Raw genomic sequence first — 19,516 nt, 5'->3', positions numbered from 1 at the left:
ACATGCGCAATGCATTGATCGCCGCCATCGCTCTCTCTACAGGGATGCTGCCATCAGCTGTGGCATTGGCCGATGAAGGACAATGGCAACCCTATCAAATGCCGTCTATCGCCGATAAGCTCAGCGAGCGTGGCATCGACATTCCGGCTAAACAGTTAGCGGACTTAACCAGCTACCCAATGAATGCTGTAGTTGGACTGGGCTATTGTACCGCCAGTTTTGTTTCGCCCCAAGGCTTAGTTGTCACAAACCATCATTGCGCCTACCGTGCTATTCAATATAACAGCAAAAAAGAGCATAACTATCTTGCAGATGGCTTTTTAGCAACCAGTAAAGATAAAGAGCCTAGCGCCGGCCCTAATGAGCGTTTATATATTACTGAAGCGGTAACCGATGTATCGGAGCAGGTAAAAAAAGATATCGGTGAAGACCCTCTTAAACGTTATGAGAACATTCAAGCCAATCGCAAAGCACTAATTAAAGAGTGTGAAAGCGATGATAACTATCGCTGCTCAGTAAGAAGCTTCCATAATGGTCTTGAATACTACCTAATTAAACAGTTAATTATTCGTGACGTACGCCTAGTGTACGCGCCACCTGAAAGTGCAGGTGCTTTTGGTGGTGATATCGATAACTACGAGTATCCACGTCACTCAGCAGATTTTACCTTCTTACGTGCCTACGTAGGTAAAGATGGTAAGCCAGCAGCCTACGCTGAAGATAACGTACCTTACGTGCCTAAGAGCTATTTAAAAGTTAATGCCGACGGCGTTAAAGCAGGCGATGGTGTGTTTGTAGCGGGTTACCCAGGTTCAACCAGTCGCTACCGTTTAACCAGCGAGCTTGAGTTTGCCAGCGACTGGCTATACCCAACTCTTGCTGAGCGCTACCAGCTTCGTATCGACACTATCGAAGCCATGAGCGCGAACGATAAAGACGTTAAGATCAAATATGCAGGCACGTTAGCAGGCATGGCCAACCGGATGAAGAAATACAACGGTTTGCTTGACGGTTTTAAAGCCACCGATATTACTGGCATTAAGCAAAGCCGCGAAGATGATTTCCTTGCATGGTTAGCTAAAGATGCCGAGTACCAGTCATTTCAAGCGCAATTTGACCAACTAGAAACGCTACTGGTTGAGCAGCGCAAGCAACGTCAAGGTCGTTACTACTTTAATAATGCCCAAAGCAGCGAACTGCTGGCCACAGCCAATAAGCTATATCGCTTAGCCAAAGAGAAGCAAAAAACCGATGCCGAGCGTGAGGAAGGTTATCAACAACGCGACATGAAAATGTTTAAGGCTCGCCTTAAGCGCCTAGATTCTAGTTTTGCCATTAGCGTTGATAAAACCCTATGGATGCAAGACTTAGAAGCCTATCTTGCCCAAGATAATCGCGTAGCAGAGCTTGATGCGATACTTAACGAAGGCGACAGTGAAGTCAGCTTAAGCGAAAAACTTGATGCCTTGTACGCTCTTAGCTCGCTAACCGATAAACAAAAACGCCTAGCTTGGATGGACGCTGACGCAGAAGCCTTTGAAACTAGCGCCGATCCCTTTATTCGCCTTGCAGTAGCGCTTTACCCGCAAAATATGCAGGCAGAGAAAGATGCTAAGACCTTAGCAGGAAAGCTGTCTAAAGCGCGTCCTGACTATATGAAAGCCATTATCGCTTACAACAAGGCCAATGGCTGGCCAGTATACCCAGACGCTAACGGTACGCTGCGTATTACCTACGGTATGGTCGATGGTTATCAATCTGCAGATGCACTATACAAGCAGCCTTTTACGCGCTTAGAAGGCATTACCGCAAAACACACTGGCGTTGAGCCATTTAACGCACCAGCTAAGCTATTAGAGGCCATTAAAGCTAAGCGTTACGGTACTCATGCCGTTGAAAGCGTATATCAAGATCCCGCGTCTTGGTTATGCCGCTTGTTCTCTTGCTTAGATAAGCCAGAAGAGTTTGGCTCGGTACCGGTAAACTTCCTATCAAGTGTTGACACCACTGGCGGCAACTCAGGATCACCTGTGTTTAACGGCAAAGGGGAGTTAGTGGGTCTAAACTTCGACTCGACTTACGAAGCCATTACTAAAGACTGGTTCTTTAACCCAACCATCACCCGCGCAGTACACGTGGATATTCGCTATATCCTGTGGATGATGGATGAAGTGGATAACGCCCAAAACCTAATTGAAGAGCTAGATTTAGTGAACAACTAATTCAGATCTACAAGTAACTAAAAGGCATATTAGTTCGCTTATATGCCTTTTTATTTGCCCTTTAAATGAGTCTGGCTGCCCTATTTTCTTCATCTTGATATCTAGGTCAGTAATAAGCTTACTTTGCCAATAATACTGACGGGCTAAAGCCCGACCTACAATAAAATAGCTTTCCCTGCTTTCCCTGCTTTCCCTGCTTTCCCTGCTTTTTAGGCATAAAAAAACGCCGCACTAATAAATTAGTACGGCGTTTCTAATTAAAGCATTTGCTTAGAGCAAATTATTAAGCTTCTGCAACTACAGATAGTTTAACGATTGCTTTAACTTCAGTGTGAACTTGAACTTCAACTTCGAATTCACCAGTAGTGCGGATAGCACCTAGTGGAAGACGAACTTCGCTCTTAGCTAGTTCAACACCTGCAGCTGTAACTGCATCAGCGATATCACGGTTGCCAATTGAACCGAATAGCTTGCCTTCGTCACCAGCTTTAGAAGCGATAACAACAGACTCAAGAGCGTTGATTTTGTCAGCGCGTTGAGTAGCAGCAGCTAGATCAGCAGCTAACTTAGCTTCTAGTTCAGCACGACGTGCTTCAAAAACTTCAGTGTTAGCAGCATTAGCAACAACAGCTTTACCTTGTGGTAAAAGGAAGTTACGTGCGTAACCAGCTTTTACAGAAACTTGGTCACCCAAGTTGCCTAGGTTAGCGATTTTATCAAGTAAAATAACGTTCATTATATATTCCTCTGAATTAATGCAGTATTACTGATGTAGATCAGTGTACGGCAGTAGAGAAAGATAACGAGCACGCTTGATAGCGCGAGCTAGTTGACGTTGATATTTAGCATTTGTACCAGTGATACGACTAGGAACAATTTTACCACTTTCAGTGATGTAGTTCTTCAAAGTAACGATATCTTTGTAATCGATCTCGGTAACGCCTTCTGCAGTGAAACGGCAGAACTTGCGACGACGGAAATAACGTGCCATGTGACAGTCTCCTAAGTTTTCAATTCGACATTTTCAGCGTGTAAAACCAGACGATTTTGACCATTTCTGCTCTGTTGCAGATTAATGAAGCCTTCGACCTGTATTTCAACGCCGGCTTTTAAGTTTTTTGCAACACTATTAAAGCGTTCACCACTTAACACAACTTGGATTTGGCAATAAACGTTGCGTAACATTCCTGCTTCGTAACGCTGCGATTTGTGTTCCAACATCACGACCGTATGGGCAATGCCTGCTGGACTATCAAACTGCCTAGAACGCGTAATGGTTCCTGCTAGTACCAAATTGTTCGTGGTCAAAAAAACTTACTCAGCAGTGTTTTCAGCGCTTTCTTCTACTTCTTCAGCAGCTTCTGCACGTGGTGCACGCTCTTCAGATGAACGACGTGTGTCGCGCTCGTCTTTAGCTTTAGCCATTGGAGATGCTTCAGTGATGGCAGCTTTAGTACGCATAACCATGCTACGCAAAACAGCGTCGTTGAAACGGAAAGCTGTTTCAAGTTCTTCAACCGCTTCTGCAGTAGTCTCTACGTTCATAAGAACATAGTGAGCTTTATGCAATTCGATGATTGGGTAAGCCAATTGACGACGGCCCCAGTCTTCTAAACGGTGGATTTGACCGCCAGCTTGGGTAAGAATACCCGTGTAACGTTCGATCATACCTGGCACTTGTTCACTCTGATCAGGGTGAACTAAAAATACGATTTCATAATGACGCATTTTTTGCTCCTTACGGTTATCTAGCCTCGTTGTTGGCTCAGTCAGACCTAATAGAGGCAAGGAACTAATTAAAGTGACTGAATTAAGCCGCGGAATATTACATAAACTCAAGCTAGAATTCAAGCAATTATTAACCAGTCTAGTAACGCTGCTCCTTGATGCAAAAAATACTCGAGAAACAATGCATCTGCCTCACATCTGTCCTAGATCCCAATAACCCCGATATAAGCTGTAAAGCTAATACAATCTAGTTTGCGCATAAGCTGATTCTAGGTATTATGTCGCTAAGACAAAAATGATGCTCCTCACTCCAAACAACATCAAGAATAAGAAGAATGCTAAAAACTCTCATTATTGTATTTGGTCTTTTGTGCTCACAGTTCGCCTTCGCCTTAGTCCCCCCTGATTACCAAGAGCCCCCTAGCGACATTACTGCCGAAATAGAGGCGGGTTTTCAGCTCAACACGGGAAATACAGAGTCAAGTAGCTTTAACGGTAGAACCAAAGTCGTATATGACACCAACCAAATGAGGCAAGAGGGAACGATTCGAGCCTATTTCGCTGCCGATAATGAAAAAACGACCGCCGAAAAATATGATCTGCAATTGCAGTCTAGCTATAAGATAAACCACGGTTACTTTTTTGGACGTGGCGATTTTACTTGGGATCAATTTGGTAGTTATACCCGCATCTCTACGGTTTCTGGTGGTTATGGTTTCGATGCTGTAAGTACCTCTAAAACCAAACTCAGTTTAGAAATCGGTCCGGGTTATCGATATAACTTACCGATAGCGACAGACGATGCCCCCATCCCCGAAGCCAATAAAGACGTTATCCTCCGTACTGCCGCTAAATTTGAGATGAAGCTGCAGGAGTACACTAGCCTTAATGCCGATCTTACTGCCGAAACCGGTGAAGACAACAATACGCTAACGCTAGATACCAGCTACAAGAATACCCTCTTCCAAGACTGGGCATTTAAAATCGGCGTCAATGTAAAATACACAGAAGTGGTACCAGAAGGCTCCAAGCAAACCGATACCATCACGACCTTTAATCTGCTCTATACCTTTCAATAGCCGCTGAAGTTAAAATAAATAAGGGCAAACTCCGCAGAGCCTGCCCTTCATAACCAATACAGCAAATGGCTACCTGAGTTGCTGCATTAGATAAGCGTAAACCATAGATTTAAGCTCAGCAGCTTGATTATTATCAGCCGCACCTGCATGTCCACCTTCGATATTTTCATAATACAAAACATCAATTCCCATGCCTTCCATCTTAGCTACCATCTTACGTGCATGAGCCGGGTGAACCCTATCATCGCGGGTGGAGGTGGTAAAAAACACTTTCGGGTATGCTGTATTCGCTTTTAGATTATGGTAAGGCGAAAATGTCTTAATATAATCCCACTGTTCAGCAATATCAGGATCCCCGTATTCCCCCATCCAACTGGCACCAGCCAAAAGCTTGTTGTAACGCTTCATATCCAGTAACGGTACCTGACAAACAACCGCACCATAAAGCTCTGGCTTGCGAGTAAAGGCAGCCCCCATTAACAAGCCGCCATTACTGCCACCTTGGATCCCTAGATGTTCACTTGAGGTAATCTTTTTAGCTATCAAGTCTTGTGCAATCGCTTCAAAATCTTCGTAGGCTTTATGCCGATTTTGCTTTAGCGCCGCTTGATGCCAAGCAGGACCATATTCCCCCCCACCTCGAATATTCGCCAAAACATAAACCCCGCCCTGCTCAAGCCAGTTTTTACCGATTGTTGCAGAGTATGAGGGGCGTAACGAAACTTCGAAACCACCATAGCCATAAAGCAAGGTGGGGTTGTTACCATCACGTTTAAGCTCTTTGGCCATCACCACGAAGTAAGGTACCTTGGTACCATCTTTTGAAGTAGCAAAATACTGCTTAGTTTCAAACTTTTCGGCATTGAACTGCTGCTTCATGCCTTTAACCTTTTCGGCTTTCATGGTCACAGCATTAAAGCTATATAAACTCGAAGGCTCTAAGAAACTGGTGTAATTTACAAAAAAGTCATCACTATCACGCTCAACATCAAACACACTAATGGTGCCATTGGCATCAAAGGGCGCTTGTGCACTTTTCCACTGGCCATCTTTAGCTTGGGTGTAACGTACCAGTTTGCCTTTTACGTTATCTAACCAAGTAACGAAAATTGCACTCTTGGTAAATTTAACCTGTGAAATGGATGCGGTTGCCGAAGGCTCCACTAAGAGTTGAAACTGCGGCTTTTGATCAATAAGCGTGTCTACAGGAGCATAGACAATGCTGCCTTGCCTAAAGCTCTCATTGCCAGTTTTAAGATCGCTTTTTAACTCGATATAAAGCTGACCATTAAAAAAACCTTTCAGCTCTGCATCTTTTGGTAGAGGCAGTAGAGTGAGCTTGCCCTCGCGGTAAACATAATGCTCAGCGGTATAGAAAGTTAACGCCTCAGAAACTAACTCTAAAGAATTATCACCGTCAAACAGCACATAGCCAGAAACGGCTACCGAAGCCTTATCACCGCTGAAAACAGTTTTGGCTTCAGACAAGTTAGTACCACGCTGCCAAAGCTTAACCACCTTAGGGTAACCAGAGTCTGTCATGCTATTTTCACCAAAGTCGGTGCCAACAAACACGTTATTTTTATCTATCCAGCTTAGACTCGACTTTGCCTCTTTGAGAAAGAATGCTTGCTGCTTGCTATCAACGAAGGAAAGGCTATTGAGGTCAAATTCGCGTACCTCGGTTGCATCAGCGCCGCCACGTGACAAAGAAACAAAACAGCGATCATTTTCAGGGTAACGACAGTTAAAACCTTTATAGACCCAGTTGACTCCCTCATCTTTGCCTAACTTGTCGATATCTAACACTGTTTCCCACTTGGGTGAAGCCTTTTTATACTCTTCCATAGTGGTTCTGCGGTAGATGCCTCGAACGTGGTTCTCGTCCTTCCAGAAGTTATATAAGTAATCGCCAATCCGACTTGCGTAAGGAATACGTTCTTTGTCATTCAAGATAGCCAGACTATTACTCACTAACTCATCAAAGTCTTCATATGCCTTAATCTCTTGGGCAGAAGCTGCATTTTGCTGCTTAACCCATTCCATTGGCTTTGCCCCTTCAACATCTTCAAGCCAAAGGTACTTATCCTCTTCTGCGCAAACTGGCGCAGCAGTAACAGCACCTAGAACACACAAAGATAAAAGTTGATTACGCATGTAAACATCCTGTTATTAGAATTTGTCAGCTTAAATTACTGTATTTCGATAAATAATTGAATAGCAGATAGGCGTGGACACCTTTTATGGTGTAACAAAGGGTTTCATTTAAGCTTTCAAAGTCTGTGAAACGCGATGATAAATAATTACAGCTACAAAAATGCCGATAAGGTTTCCTTATCGGCATTGTTTTATTGCTTGGCGTAAAATCTAGCGTAACAACTAAGCTAGGCGTTGACGTACAGCTTCAAACAAGCAAATACCAGTTGCTACAGAAACATTTAAGCTAGAAACGCTACCTGCCATTGGAATCGACACTAGAGTATCGCAGCTTTCACGTGACAAACGGCGTAAACCTTTACCTTCAGCGCCCATAGCGATAGCAAGCGGACCTGTTAGGCTAGCTTGATAAAGCTCACAATCAGCTTCACCGGCAGCACCAATAATCCACACGCCTTTCTCTTGCAGGCTACGCATAGTGCGCGCAAGATTAGTCACTTGATATAGCGGTACCACTTCTGCTGCGCCACAAGCCACTTTGCTCACCACAGGCGTTAAACCAACTGAGTTGTCTTTTGGCACAATAACGCCGTGTACACCCGCAGCGTCAGCATTGCGTAAGCACGCGCCTAAGTTATGTGGATCGGTCACGCCATCTAGAATTAGCAAGAAAGGCACTTCAGTCTTTTCGAGCATTGCAGCTAAATCATTATCACTAAGGATCTTTGCAGGTTTAACTTTAGCCACAACACCTTGATGCTGACCACCATCAGACTTTTCGTCCAGCGCTTTACGAGAAGCATACTGTACAGACACGCCCCACTGGGCTGCAATTTCAAGGATTGGGGTTAATCTTGCGTCATCACGACCTTGCAGTACCCACATTTCAATCACACGCTCTGGGCTGTTTTTTAGGACCGCTTCAACAGCGTGTAATCCAAAGGTCATATCTTGCTTTTTCATCTATTTCTTACTCGCTTTACGCTTGGCTGACTTAGCTTTATTTGCTGAAGATTTTTTTGCCGAAGCTTTTGTCTTAGTCTTTTTAACTGCAGCGCTGCTGCCGCTCTTAAATTTACCACCGCTAGACTTAGCGCCTGAACGGCGAGGCTTGCGCTTTTTCCCAGACTTAGACTCAGAGTCACCCTCTGCGCCTTTACCTCTAGAAGATTCACGCTTTGCAAGTTTTGCACCTTCGCGATTTACTCGTTCACGAGCCGTCATTGGCTTGGTGGGTCTGCGGCGTCTACCGCCTGCCGAATCGCCTTCCATCATCAAGTCAATTTGACGATCATCAAGATTCACGCCTGCAACTTTTACCGTTACCGTGTCACCTATCTGATAAACCTGACCCGAAGCTTCACCGACTAAACGCTGACGCATATTATCATATTGGTAGTAATCACTGCCTAAACTTGAAATATGCACTAGACCATCGATAAAGAGATCATTTAGACGCACAAACATGCCAAAATGAGTCACTGAAGCAATCACAGCTTCGAAGGTATCACCCACATGATCTTGCATAAACTCGCACTTAAGCCAGTCGCTTACATCACGAGTTGCTTCATCGGCGCGGCGCTCTGTAGTCGAACACTCCTCACCTAACAGATCTAGCTCTTCGATCTGATAATTAAAACCACCATCGGGTGTCCACTTGTCGGTTAACTCCGCCGACTCTTGCTTGGCAAGCAGGTAACGAATAACCCGGTGCAGAATCAAGTCAGGATAACGACGAATTGGCGAGGTAAAATGAGAGTACGCCTCTAATGCCAAACCAAAGTGACCTTCATTATCAGGCGTGTAAGTTGCCTGACGCATAGAGCGTAACAACATTACCTGAATCAACTCTGCATCGGCTCTGTCTGCGATCTGCTCCATCACAGCTTGATAATCTTTAGGCTCAGGCTCTAAACCACCTTCCATCGTCAAGCCGCGCTCTTTAAGGAAGTCCTTAAAGTTTGTTAGCTTCTGCTCCGATGGTGCCTCGTGCACACGGTACAACACTTCACCTTTGTGCTTCTTCACAAACTTAGCCGATGCTACGTTTGCCAAGATCATGCACTCCTCGATGATCTTATGTGCCTGATTGCGGTTACGCGGCACGATCTTATCGATCTTGCGCTGCTCGTTGAAAATAAACTGCGTCTCTGTGGTTTCAAACGCAATTGCTCCACGCTCAGCACGGGTTTCTTCCAAGGTTAAATACAGTGACTGCAGAGTCTGTAGGTGTGGGAACAGAGGTTTAAGCTCTTCACTCACCTCACCGCCCTCAAGCATATCAGCAACCTGGGTATAGGTTAAACGCGCATGGGAGTGCATCACTGCTGGATAGAACTTATAGCCCGATAACTTGCCTGCTGCAGAGATAGTCATCTCCGCCACCATGCATAAGCGATCGACCTTAGGCATCAACGAGCATAGGCCGTTTGAGATCTTCTCTGGTAACATTGGGATAACTTGCGATGGGAAATACACCGAGTTACCACGAGCGCGGGCTTCTTTATCCAGTGCCGACTCAGTGCGAACATAATGGCTCACATCGGCAATCGCTACCCATAGACGCCAACCGCCAGACTTTTTCTGTTCGGCGTAAACGGCATCGTCGAAGTCACGTGCATCTTCACCATCAATAGTCACTAATGGCAAATTACGTAAATCAACGCGGCCCTCTTTATCGGCCTCTGTTACTTCATCAGGGATCTTACGTAGCTTCTTCTCAATCAAGCCAGACCAAGTATGCGGCAAATCGTAATTGCGCAGCGCAATCTCAATCTCCATGCCAGGTGCCATCTCTTTACCTAGCACTTCAGTCACTTTACCTGCAGCTTTAACGTAACGACCAGGTCGGCGGGTTAGCTCAAGTACCACAATATCGCCCTGACGCGCGCCCTTACGGTCCTCTTCTGGTACCAAAATTTCTTGGGTAATACGACGATCATCGGCAATCACAAAACCCATGCCAGCATCTAGGTGAAAACGGCCAACTAAGGCTGCACTGCGCTCTTCAATCAAACGTACAATACGTGCTTCACGGCGGCCTTTGCGGTCGACACCGGCTTTTTGTGCTAGCACTTTGTCACCGTGAAAATACATCAACATGTCACGGTTATTGATATAAAGGTCGTCGCCGCCCTCTTCTAACTTTAAGAAGCCAAAACCATCGCGGTGGCCAATAACGGTACCCGTTAGCAGATCCATACGCTCTGGCAATCCGTATGACTGGCCACGAGTAAAAACAAGTTCACCATCACGCTCCATTGCACGCAGACGACGGCGGATAGCTTCTAACTGCTCTTCACCTTCAATTTGCAGTGCTGCAGCAATATGTTCACGGCTTAACGGGGACTTTTGTGAGCGCAAGTATTCCAAAATATACTCACGACTTGGGATAGGGTTTTCGTACTTCTCTTGTTCTCGCTTAAATTGCGGATCTTTTATCATTCACTTTCCAAATTAGTGACATGACCATCTCTGGGCCATGCTTATTGTGGCGTTCTAAGGTGCTCTTTCTTTGCCCTAGCAACAGCGCTGGGCGGCATCTTTGCCTCTAACACCTTTAACAAGTTAATTGCTTCGGCTTGCATGGTTTCATCGCTAAAGACTTCGTTATAGAGCCAATGAAAACCCACTTCGTAATCTCGAGGACTACCATAGCCCTCACCAAATAACCGAACCAACATCATCCGTGCAGGCAGATCGCCTGTCGCGGCAGCAGGCAATGCATACTGCACCGCCCTTTGTTTATCTTCGATGACAAACTTACCATCGTGATAATACTCAGCCATTCTCACCATGGCTTCGGCACTCCCCTGCTCAGCAGAGGTTTTTAACATAGAGATCCCACGGGGCGGATTCGCCTTCACGCAGATCCCATAATTGAGCATTTCCGCCCAAAGATACTGATACAAAGGCTGTTTTAGTACCTCAGCCCTTGCTTCAATATCCTGTACTATTTGACAGTCATCGCCCTTAACTTGCGTCAAATAACGTTTAGTTCGAATCAGATCAACCAATTGCTCTTGAGTATAGACATCAACGGCCTTGGTGGTCGCAAAGCTCGGTAGAGCAGATAACGACAAGATTGTAATCAATACATAACGCAGCATAAGGGTTCTCAATGACAGTAAGGGTTATCAAATAGCCGTTTTATCCAATTACCCATAATAAAGGATAACTCGAATATACTATGTCATCGGCAGTATAGCGTATTTCTTGAGTTCAGCTCTCAGGAACTTCGTTTTTACTCTGTCATATTAAGCCAATAAAAAGGCCGCTTATCGCGGCCTCTTATTATTAACTAAACGGATTCACTAGAATCATGGTCTCGTTTCTATCGGGACCCGTTGAGATAATATCGATTGGCGTTTCTAGCAACTCTTCAAGACGCTTAATGTAGTTCAATGCCGCTTGTGGCAATTGCTCAACAGAAGTCGCGCCGAAAGTTGACTCGCTCCAACCAGGCATAGTTTCAAGAACAGGCGTTACCTGCTCATAACCTTCAGCAGCTAAAGGAGTCGTTGTTGCTACAGTGCCATCTGGGTACTGGTAGCCAACACAAATCTTAACTTCTTCTAGGCCGTCTAGAACGTCTAGTTTAGTTAAGCAGAAACCGCTTACGCTGTTAATTTGAACTGCACGCTTCATAGCGACAACGTCTAACCAACCTGGACGACGTTTACGACCAGTAGTCGCACCGAACTCGTGACCCTTAGTACCTAAGTAGTCGCCGATTTCGTTTTTCAATTCAGTTGGGAAAGGACCTGCACCAACACGTGTGGTGTAAGCCTTCATGATACCCAAAACGTAATCTAGGTGACGTGGACCGAATCCTGAACCTGTTGCAACACCACCAGCTGTAGTATTAGAAGAGGTTACGAACGGATAAGTACCATGGTCAATATCTAGTAACGTGCCTTGAGCACCTTCAAATAGAATTGGTTCGCCAGCTTTACGCGCCTGATCAAGTAGCTCAGATACGTCTGTGCACATGCTCTTCAAGTAGTCAGCGATTGCTAGAGCATCTTTCAATGTCTCTTCGTAATCAACAGCATCACACTTGTAGTATTCGGTTAGCATGAAGTTATGGTAAGCCATGACTTCTTTCAGTTTAACTGCAAACAATTCTGCATCAAACAGATCGCCTACACGTAAACCGCGACGAGAGACTTTGTCTTCGTATGCTGGACCGATACCACGACCCGTTGTACCAATAGCATTATTGCCGCGAGCTTTTTCACGAGCAATGTCTAGAGCACAATGGAATGGTAGAATTAGAGGACATGCTTCAGAAATTAGTAAACGTTCCTCTACAGGTACGCCACGCTCTTTAAGCATGTTAATTTCTGCCATCAGTGCGTCAGGTGCAAGCACCACGCCGTTACCAATAATGCACTTAACATTATCGCGTAAGATCCCTGATGGAATAAGATGAAGAACGGTTTTGTCGCCATCGATAACTAGAGTATGACCCGCATTGTGGCCACCTTGGTAACGAACGACATATTTAGCCTGTTCGGTAAGAAGATCGACTATCTTACCCTTTCCTTCGTCACCCCATTGGGTGCCGAGAACTACAACGTTTTTGCCCATTATTTGCTGCACGGTAGTGGTTAAAACGGGATTTTAGCAGATCTATGGGGGCTATAGGCAAGTAATTTATGAAAAAATAATCAACAACACCACGCCAATAGCGACTAAGGAACCACCAAGCCTTTGCAAAAGTTGCTGATTTTGATTAGAAATCTCTTTCAAATAGGCCCTCCAACGATTTGGAAACAAAAGTGGCCCAATTCCTTCAATTATTAGCACCAAACCTAACGACAGCATGATTAACTCAAAAGACATAACTATGTGTTCCCTTAAGTGAACAATCTAGCGAAAAAAACCTTAATGGTGAAGCTAAGTAGTTCAAAACAGCGCTCCCCTTTCTCAGATTAGATAGAGCAAAAATGGCTAAATAATCTCAATCTACTCGACATAATTTTTAAATTATACCAATTAGTATGAGAAGTTGATCGACTCAGAGCGTTTTAGCAGCCCCGGCATAGTGTTAACAAGCTCAATCCTAGTTCAACTATGCTCTTCACTCGTTGCGAGCAGCAAGGGTTAATGCACAACGATATGAATATAAGAGGTACGAGACCAAGAACGGTCGAAGATAGAATAATCCGGGCGTGGTAAAAAGCAGATTTTAGATAAGAAAAAACCCAGCATATAGCTGGGTTTTTTGAACTCTGAAAGCGAAAATTAACGCTTAGAGAATTGTGGCTTACGACGTGCTTTACGTAGACCAACTTTCTTACGCTCAACTTTACGAGCATCACGGGTAACGAAACCAGCAGCACGTAGAGAAGGACGTAGAGACTCGTCAAGTTCCATCAACGCACGGGTGATACCGTGACGGATTGCACCTGCTTGGCCAGTGTTACCACCACCCTTTACAGTTACCATGATGTCTAACTTCTCAGTCATTTCAACTAGCTCTAGAGGCTGACGAACAACCATGCGAGAAGTTTCACGACCGAAGTATTCGTCTAGAGGTAGCTTGTTAACGATGATGTTACCAGTACCTACTTTAGCGAATACGCGAGCAGTAGATGTTTTGCGACGGCCAGTGCCGTAGTATTGAGTTGCAGCCATTGCTATAATCCCGTTTAGATATCAAGAACTTGAGGTTGTTGTGCAGCGTGGTTATGCTCTGAACCAGCGTAAACTTTAAGCTTACGGAACATGGCACGGCCCAATGGACCTTTAGGTAGCATACCCTTAACAGCCTTCTCGATGATCATTTCAGGCTTATGGTCTTGTAGCTTCTCAAAAGTGATCTGCTTAATGCCACCGATGAAACCAGAATGTGAGTAGTAAACTTTGCCTTTAGCTTTGTTACCAGTCACAGCAACTTTCTCAGCGTTAATAACGATGATGTAGTCACCAGTATCTACATGAGGCGTATACTCTGGCTTGTGCTTACCACGTAGACGTGTAGCAATTTCAGTAGCGATACGACCCAAAGTTTTACCTTCGGCGTCAACGACGAACCAATCACGAGTGACTGTTTCAGGTGTAGCAGTAAAAGTAGTCTTCATTTACAAAAACCCAATGTTAAAATTCTGTCTCACATGTTTATGCCATCATTGGCAGAAACACAAAAAGTGCCATTCCCCGCCCCTTCGAGCAAAGAATAAGCTTTACAACTTCCACCTTATTGGTGGATAACGAGGGCAGGTTGCGGATTATAGACAAAGCTGAGTTAAAAATCACCTAATTTTTTAGTTTAATTCTTATCAGTTTTAATTCATTCCGCCCTTTTGCTCCCTCAATTTCAAAAAAGAACCAACAAAACATTGCCAAAGATCGCCATAACTGGGGTCTTTCAGCTATTTGAGGAAAATTTTGGTGGCGAACAATAAGCGATCCCGCCCAAGTTTTCTATTAATTTTACGCTAAAAATCTACGGGATATGCTCCAAAGCCAGATAATCATGAGATTGCATCTCTGTGAGCCTAGAACGACAGCGCCTAAATTCGAAGCTCAATAAGCCTTCAGTATAGATCTCCTCAAGAGAAACCGCCGATGAGATAATGAGCTTTACGTTGCGCTCGTAAAACTCATCCACCATGGCTAAGAAGCGGCGCGCGATATCATCACCCGTTAACTGCTCCCCCATCTGCTCCACATTACTCAGCAGCACAGTGTGGTAAAGCCGAGCAACCTCCATATAATCCCGCTGACTTCGCGGACCATCGCACAGGGCTCGAAAATCGATGAGTAATACTCCCTGAGCCTGCTGGCGAATATCAATCACACGGCCATCGATTTCCAACCCCAGCGTCGAAACCTCCGACTCAGGTGCTAGCTTGCTAAAATACTCAGCTAAGTTTTGCTCAGCTTTGGCATCGAGTGGCGAATGGAAGATCTCAGCTTGCTCTAATGTTCTCAAGCGGTAGTCGACGCCGGAATCAACGTTTAGGACATCACAATGCTTATTGATAGCCGCTATCGCAGGTAAGAAGCGCGCACGCTGTAAACCATTACGGTAAAGCTCATCAGGAATGATATTCGAAGTTGCTACCAGTGCGACGCCTTCGGAAAAGAGTGATTCAAACAGGGTGCCGAGCAGCATGGCATCAGTGATATCTGACACAAAAAACTCATCGAAGCAGATCACCTGATATTGCGCTGCCATTCTCTTAGCAATAATAATTAACGGGTCTCTTTGCCCCTGAAGCTCAGCAAGATCAATATGTAGCTGATGCATGAAACGGTGAAAGTGCGCCCGCAGCTTCTTTTCCCCCGGCAGAGCATCGAAGAAAGTATCCATCAGATAGGTTTTGCCACGGCCTACCCCTCCCCATAGATACAGGCCTTGTACGCCCTGTTTACGCTTTTTGCCAAATAGAGAAAATAACTTGTTACTTTTACTCTGGTTATCGTTTAAAGCGATCAAATCGTCATAGACCCGCTGCAATTGCTTTACGGCCTGCTCTTGAGCAGAGTCATGGGAAAAATCATCTCGAGTTAAATCTTGCTGATAATGCTGCCAGGGAGTTAATTGCGACACGTAAATCACTCTCTATTTGTAAGGTGTGGACACAAATCGGCTCAAATAGAACCGCTTGACGAGTTATTCTCTGTAATTTTCTGATTAAATGGTACCACGCTACAAAGCTGCAATGTATATTTGGCTCAATCAGCATCATATAAGTTTATTTAGGAGTCTATATGGAGTGGGCATTAACCCTTGCCGCGTTTGTGATTGGTGGCGTCTTTGGCTACGTAGGCCATACTTTATTAGCTAAAAACAATCGTCATAAAAGTAATAATGAGCAATTAGAGCAAACACAGCTCGAACTCAGTCAATACAAGCAGGAAGTATCAGATCACTTTGATGACCATTATAAGCAACTTGCAGAACTGACTGCACAGCTAAATAGAGTCAATCAGCAGTGGAATGCATCTGCAAGTTTATTCACATCACCAGTGACAGATAAACAGCTACCAGAGTTGAGGGTCCAAAACACAGAAAAGAGCGAAGAGGAAGTTGAGCTTATTGAGAAGAAAGAACTAACTACGGCCTAGAGCCATGGGGATAAATTAACCTTTGTTAATAATTGATGAACTTTTTGATACTCACTTGAGTCCGAACCAATATGAATGAAACTGCATACTAACTATATGTACCTTGCGCAGTACTAACCGTACGCAGCTATTCGCATTGGTTTAAAGATTTTTGTTTTGAAAATTGGAGCAACATATAAATGAAGACTAAATTATCCTTACTTTCAGCAGCGATATTAGGCGCAACCCTGACGCTAGCCCCAGTAGTCTCTCAAGCTGCAATTCCTTTGGCCGTCGATGGGCAAGAGCTACCGAGCTTGGCCCCAATGCTACAAGAAACGACTCCAGCAGTTGTTGCCGTAGCGGTTTCTGGCACCCATGTTTCTAAACAAAAAGTACCGGATGCTTTCCGATACTTTTTTGGCCCCAATGCTCCTCGTGAGCAAGTGCAGGAACGTCCATTTAGAGGACTCGGCTCCGGCGTCATCATCGATGCCAAAGAAGGCTATATCGTCACTAATAACCATGTGATTGAAGGTGCAGACGAAATCCTTATCGGCCTACATGATGGCCGTGAAATAGAAGCCAAACTCATTGGTAGCGATGCCGAGTCAGATATTGCATTACTGCAGATCAAAGCTAAAAACCTTACAGCACTGAAACGTGCCGATTCTGACGCACTCCAGGTTGGCGACTTTGCAGTTGCAATCGGCAACCCATTTGGGCTTGGCCAAACGGTCACTTCAGGCATAGTCAGTGCTATGGGCCGCAGTGGCCTTGGCATCGAGATGTTAGAAAACTTTATTCAAACCGATGCTGCGATTAACAGCGGTAACTCTGGTGGTGCATTGGTAAACCTCAACGGTGAGCTTATTGGAATCAATACCGCGATAGTCGCTCCTGGCGGCGGTAACGTTGGTATTGGTTTTGCGATTCCAGCGAACATGGTCAACAACCTAGTTAAGCAGATCATCGAGCACGGTGAAGTTCGCCGCGGCGTACTTGGCGTGATGGGACAAGATCTCAATAGCGAGCTTGCAAAAGGCTTCGGGATCGAAACCCAACACGGCGGCTTCATTAACGAAGTGATGCCAGATAGCGCCGCAGCTAAAGCCGGCATAAAAGTTGGCGATATTATCGTCAGTGTTAATGGCCGTAGCATTAAGAGCTTCCAAGAGTTACGCGCAAAAGTGGCAACCATGGGCGCAGGAACAAAAGTCGAATTTGGTTTAATCCGTGATGGTGATAAAGAAACTGTTACCGCCATACTCGGCGAATCAACTCAGGCTGCCGAAGCGGCAGCAGGTGCGGTGCATCCTATGCTACAAGGGGCAAAGTTAGAGAATGCCAGCTCATCGGGCGTAGAACTCACAGATGTTGCTCAAGGCTCACCCGCAGCGACGAGCGGCTTAATCAAAGGCGACATCATAGTCGGCGTTAACCGTACTAAAGTTAACAACCTTAAGGCTCTTAAGTCGGCACTTAAAGAACAGAAAGGCTCTGTGGCATTAAAGATTAGACGCGATAATACCAGTCTCTATTTAATCCTTAGATAGCTAGCCCAACAGTCTAAACTGAAAGCCGAGCGATATGCTCGGCTCTCTTTTAGAGTTTAAGGCGCTTTTCATTACGTACAATTTAGTACAAACATGTTAATATAATTCATCTTTTCAGCACTTATTCTCAGACATGATTATCAAAGACACACTTATATATGTCGGTAAAGCCGTGTTATTCGGCCTTATCATGGCTGTAGTGATTATTTTTGTTCTTCCACTCATTACTGGTCAAAGCATTACTAACGGGATCAGCAGTCGGGTATCGACCAGTAACAGCGAGCTATCATTTTCTACAGCTGTACGCCGAGCCGCGCCTGCCGTAGTGAATATCTATAGCCTGAGCATAGATCAATCTAAGCCATTAAACCCTGGCTCACTGCAAGGGCTTGGCTCTGGCGTGATAATGAGTAAAGAAGGTTACATTCTTACCAACTATCATGTAATTAAACGCGCCGATGAGATCGTGGTTGCTCTGCAAGATGGACGTAAATTTACCTCGGAAGTTGTTGGTTCAGACCCTGAAACAGACTTAGCCGTACTTAAGGTCGAGGGTGACAATCTCCCTATCGTGCCAGTAAACCTCAACGTACCCGCACGGGTTGGTGATGTCGTATTGGCTATTGGTAACCCATATAATCTAGGCCAAACTATCACCCAAGGGATTATCAGTGCGACGGGCCGTAACGGCTTAAGCTCTGGTTACTTGGACTTCCTGCAAACAGATGCCGCTATTAATGCCGGCAACTCTGGTGGCGCACTGATCGACACCACTGGCCAGCTTATCGGTATAAATACCGCAGCTTTCCAGATTGGTGGTGAAGGCGGTGGTCATGGTATCAACTTCGCTATTCCCATTAAGCTTGCCCATAGCATTATGGGTAAATTAATTAAAAATGGTCGAGTCATTCGTGGTGCCCTTGGTATTGGCGGCGAAGCTGTTGGTCCTGTGATGGCCCAGATCTTAAACCTGCCAGATCTCACAGGCGTCGTCATTACCAGCATAGACCGTAACGGCCCAGCAGCGCAGGCCAAGCTACAACCCCGAGATGTGATCACCAAATACGAAGGTGAGTCAATTCCAGGTGTTGAGATGCTGATGGATAGAATCGCAGAAACGACACCAGGGAAAAAGGTGATGATGACAGTGATTCGAGATGGTAAGTCTTACGAAGTGCCTGTCGTTATTGCAGAGAAGCCTGTTCATTATAATTAGGTTCTAGGTTCTAGGTTCTAGGAAAGCAGAGACGAAAAAGACGATACAAGATAAGACGGTAAAAGACGGAAAAGCAAAGGCTGAAAGATAAGAGCGAGCACCGCTTTCTGATTGTGTCCGCTCTAGCCGCGAAGCGTTCTCGGTGCTAGGTCAGAGTGTTAGTTGATTCTAGCTGCTAGCAAAACATAAAACGCGAAAAGGCAAAACAGGTTCAACTGTTTTGCCTTTTTCATTTAATTCGGCTCTCTTGCTAAAGCGACTTTCAGCAGCAACGCATCAGCCCTTGCAGCTTTTCCGTCTTAGCCCTACCATCTCAGCTTTCCCGTCTCAGCCTTACCGTCTCAGCCTTACCGTCTTAGCCTTACCGTCTTAGCCTTCCCGTCTCAGCCTTACCGTCTCAGCCTTACCGTCTCAGCCTTACCGTCTTAGCCTTACCGTCTTAGCCTTACCGTCTTAGCCTTACCGTCTTAGCCTTACCGTCTTAGCCTTACCGTCTTA

At 45.1% G+C, this 19,516-nt stretch carries 18 protein-coding genes; 5 read left to right on the top strand and 13 right to left on the bottom strand.

The window, feature by feature from the left end:
- Positions 1–2: 2 nt before the first annotated feature.
- A complete protein-coding gene (locus K5Q92_RS12095; protein WP_220769253.1) occupies positions 3–2,222 on the top strand; it encodes a S46 family peptidase in 2,220 nt (739 codons plus the stop codon).
- A 283-nt stretch (positions 2,223–2,505) separates the two neighbouring features.
- On the opposite strand, the gene rplI is transcribed toward K5Q92_RS12095, so the two are convergent.
- The 4 genes from rplI to rpsF are packed head-to-tail and all read right to left on the bottom strand — an operon-like array spanning position 2,506 to position 3,950.
- On the bottom strand, positions 2,506–2,958 hold the full coding sequence (gene rplI / locus K5Q92_RS12090) for a 50S ribosomal protein L9 (RefSeq protein WP_220769252.1): 453 nt from the start codon (positions 2,956–2,958) through the stop codon (positions 2,506–2,508).
- A gap of 27 nt (positions 2,959–2,985) precedes the next feature.
- Complete coding sequence (gene rpsR / locus K5Q92_RS12085) at positions 2,986–3,213, bottom strand: 30S ribosomal protein S18 (protein WP_005497284.1); 228 nt, start codon at positions 3,211–3,213, stop codon at positions 2,986–2,988.
- Positions 3,214–3,224: 11 nt separating this feature from the next.
- Positions 3,225–3,530 (bottom strand): primosomal replication protein N, encoded by a 306-nt coding sequence (gene priB, locus K5Q92_RS12080; RefSeq protein WP_202721069.1) that lies wholly within the window; start codon positions 3,528–3,530, stop codon positions 3,225–3,227.
- 6 nt (positions 3,531–3,536) lie between these two features.
- Positions 3,537–3,950, bottom strand: a complete 414-nt coding sequence (rpsF, locus tag K5Q92_RS12075; protein ID WP_028766438.1) for a 30S ribosomal protein S6 — start codon at positions 3,948–3,950, stop codon at positions 3,537–3,539.
- A gap of 335 nt (positions 3,951–4,285) precedes the next feature.
- Here rpsF and K5Q92_RS12070 point away from each other — a divergent pair, with 335 nt between their 5' ends.
- Positions 4,286–5,029, top strand: coding sequence for a YdiY family protein (locus tag K5Q92_RS12070; protein WP_220769251.1), 744 nt, complete (start codon positions 4,286–4,288; stop codon positions 5,027–5,029).
- Positions 5,030–5,098: 69 nt separating this feature from the next.
- Here the strand turns inward: K5Q92_RS12070 and K5Q92_RS12065 are convergent, their stop codons facing one another.
- The 9 genes from K5Q92_RS12065 to zapE all read right to left on the bottom strand — a co-directional run bounded on the left by K5Q92_RS12065 (position 5,099) and on the right by zapE (position 15,749).
- A complete protein-coding gene (locus K5Q92_RS12065) occupies positions 5,099–7,186 on the bottom strand; it encodes a prolyl oligopeptidase family protein (RefSeq protein WP_220769250.1) in 2,088 nt (695 codons plus the stop codon).
- Between the two features lie 222 nt (positions 7,187–7,408).
- Positions 7,409–8,149: a 23S rRNA (guanosine(2251)-2'-O)-methyltransferase RlmB gene (gene rlmB, locus K5Q92_RS12060; RefSeq protein ID WP_220769249.1), complete on the bottom strand. Its 741-nt coding sequence runs from the start codon at positions 8,147–8,149 to the stop codon at positions 7,409–7,411.
- Positions 8,150–10,630: a ribonuclease R gene (gene rnr, locus K5Q92_RS12055; RefSeq protein ID WP_220769248.1), complete on the bottom strand. Its 2,481-nt coding sequence runs from the start codon at positions 10,628–10,630 to the stop codon at positions 8,150–8,152.
- A 41-nt stretch (positions 10,631–10,671) separates the two neighbouring features.
- Positions 10,672–11,295 (bottom strand): tetratricopeptide repeat protein, encoded by a 624-nt coding sequence (locus K5Q92_RS12050; protein WP_220769247.1) that lies wholly within the window; start codon positions 11,293–11,295, stop codon positions 10,672–10,674.
- A 187-nt stretch (positions 11,296–11,482) separates the two neighbouring features.
- The gene (locus K5Q92_RS12045; protein WP_220769246.1) at positions 11,483–12,778 is read right to left on the bottom strand and encodes an adenylosuccinate synthase; all 1,296 of its coding nucleotides are present in this window, start codon (positions 12,776–12,778) and stop codon (positions 11,483–11,485) included.
- A 66-nt stretch (positions 12,779–12,844) separates the two neighbouring features.
- Positions 12,845–13,033, bottom strand: coding sequence for a DUF2065 domain-containing protein (locus K5Q92_RS12040; protein ID WP_220769245.1), 189 nt, complete (start codon positions 13,031–13,033; stop codon positions 12,845–12,847).
- A 402-nt stretch (positions 13,034–13,435) separates the two neighbouring features.
- A complete protein-coding gene (rpsI, locus tag K5Q92_RS12035) occupies positions 13,436–13,828 on the bottom strand; it encodes a 30S ribosomal protein S9 (protein ID WP_012156791.1) in 393 nt (130 codons plus the stop codon).
- Between the two features lie 14 nt (positions 13,829–13,842).
- Positions 13,843–14,274: a 50S ribosomal protein L13 gene (gene rplM / locus K5Q92_RS12030; RefSeq protein ID WP_028766446.1), complete on the bottom strand. Its 432-nt coding sequence runs from the start codon at positions 14,272–14,274 to the stop codon at positions 13,843–13,845.
- Positions 14,275–14,639: 365 nt separating this feature from the next.
- Positions 14,640–15,749 carry a cell division protein ZapE gene (gene zapE, locus K5Q92_RS12025; protein WP_220769244.1) on the bottom strand — a complete coding sequence of 370 codons (1,110 nt, stop codon included), beginning with the start codon at positions 15,747–15,749 and terminating at the stop codon, positions 14,640–14,642.
- Between the two features lie 161 nt (positions 15,750–15,910).
- Here zapE and K5Q92_RS12020 point away from each other — a divergent pair, with 161 nt between their 5' ends.
- From K5Q92_RS12020 to degS, 3 genes are all read left to right on the top strand, one after another.
- Positions 15,911–16,267 carry a ZapG family protein gene (locus K5Q92_RS12020; protein WP_220769243.1) on the top strand — a complete coding sequence of 119 codons (357 nt, stop codon included), beginning with the start codon at positions 15,911–15,913 and terminating at the stop codon, positions 16,265–16,267.
- A 179-nt stretch (positions 16,268–16,446) separates the two neighbouring features.
- Complete coding sequence (locus K5Q92_RS12015) at positions 16,447–17,802, top strand: DegQ family serine endoprotease (RefSeq protein ID WP_220769242.1); 1,356 nt, start codon at positions 16,447–16,449, stop codon at positions 17,800–17,802.
- A 133-nt stretch (positions 17,803–17,935) separates the two neighbouring features.
- Positions 17,936–19,018 carry an outer membrane-stress sensor serine endopeptidase DegS gene (gene degS / locus K5Q92_RS12010; protein ID WP_220769241.1) on the top strand — a complete coding sequence of 361 codons (1,083 nt, stop codon included), beginning with the start codon at positions 17,936–17,938 and terminating at the stop codon, positions 19,016–19,018.
- Positions 19,019–19,516 lie beyond the last annotated feature (498 nt).

It is taken from the genome of Shewanella sp. MBTL60-007 (genome assembly GCF_019654915.1).
GTDB lineage: Bacteria > Pseudomonadota > Gammaproteobacteria > Enterobacterales > Shewanellaceae > Shewanella.
The sequence above is the reverse complement of the archived record's forward strand: the minus strand, read 5'-3'. Positions and strand labels throughout refer to the sequence as shown.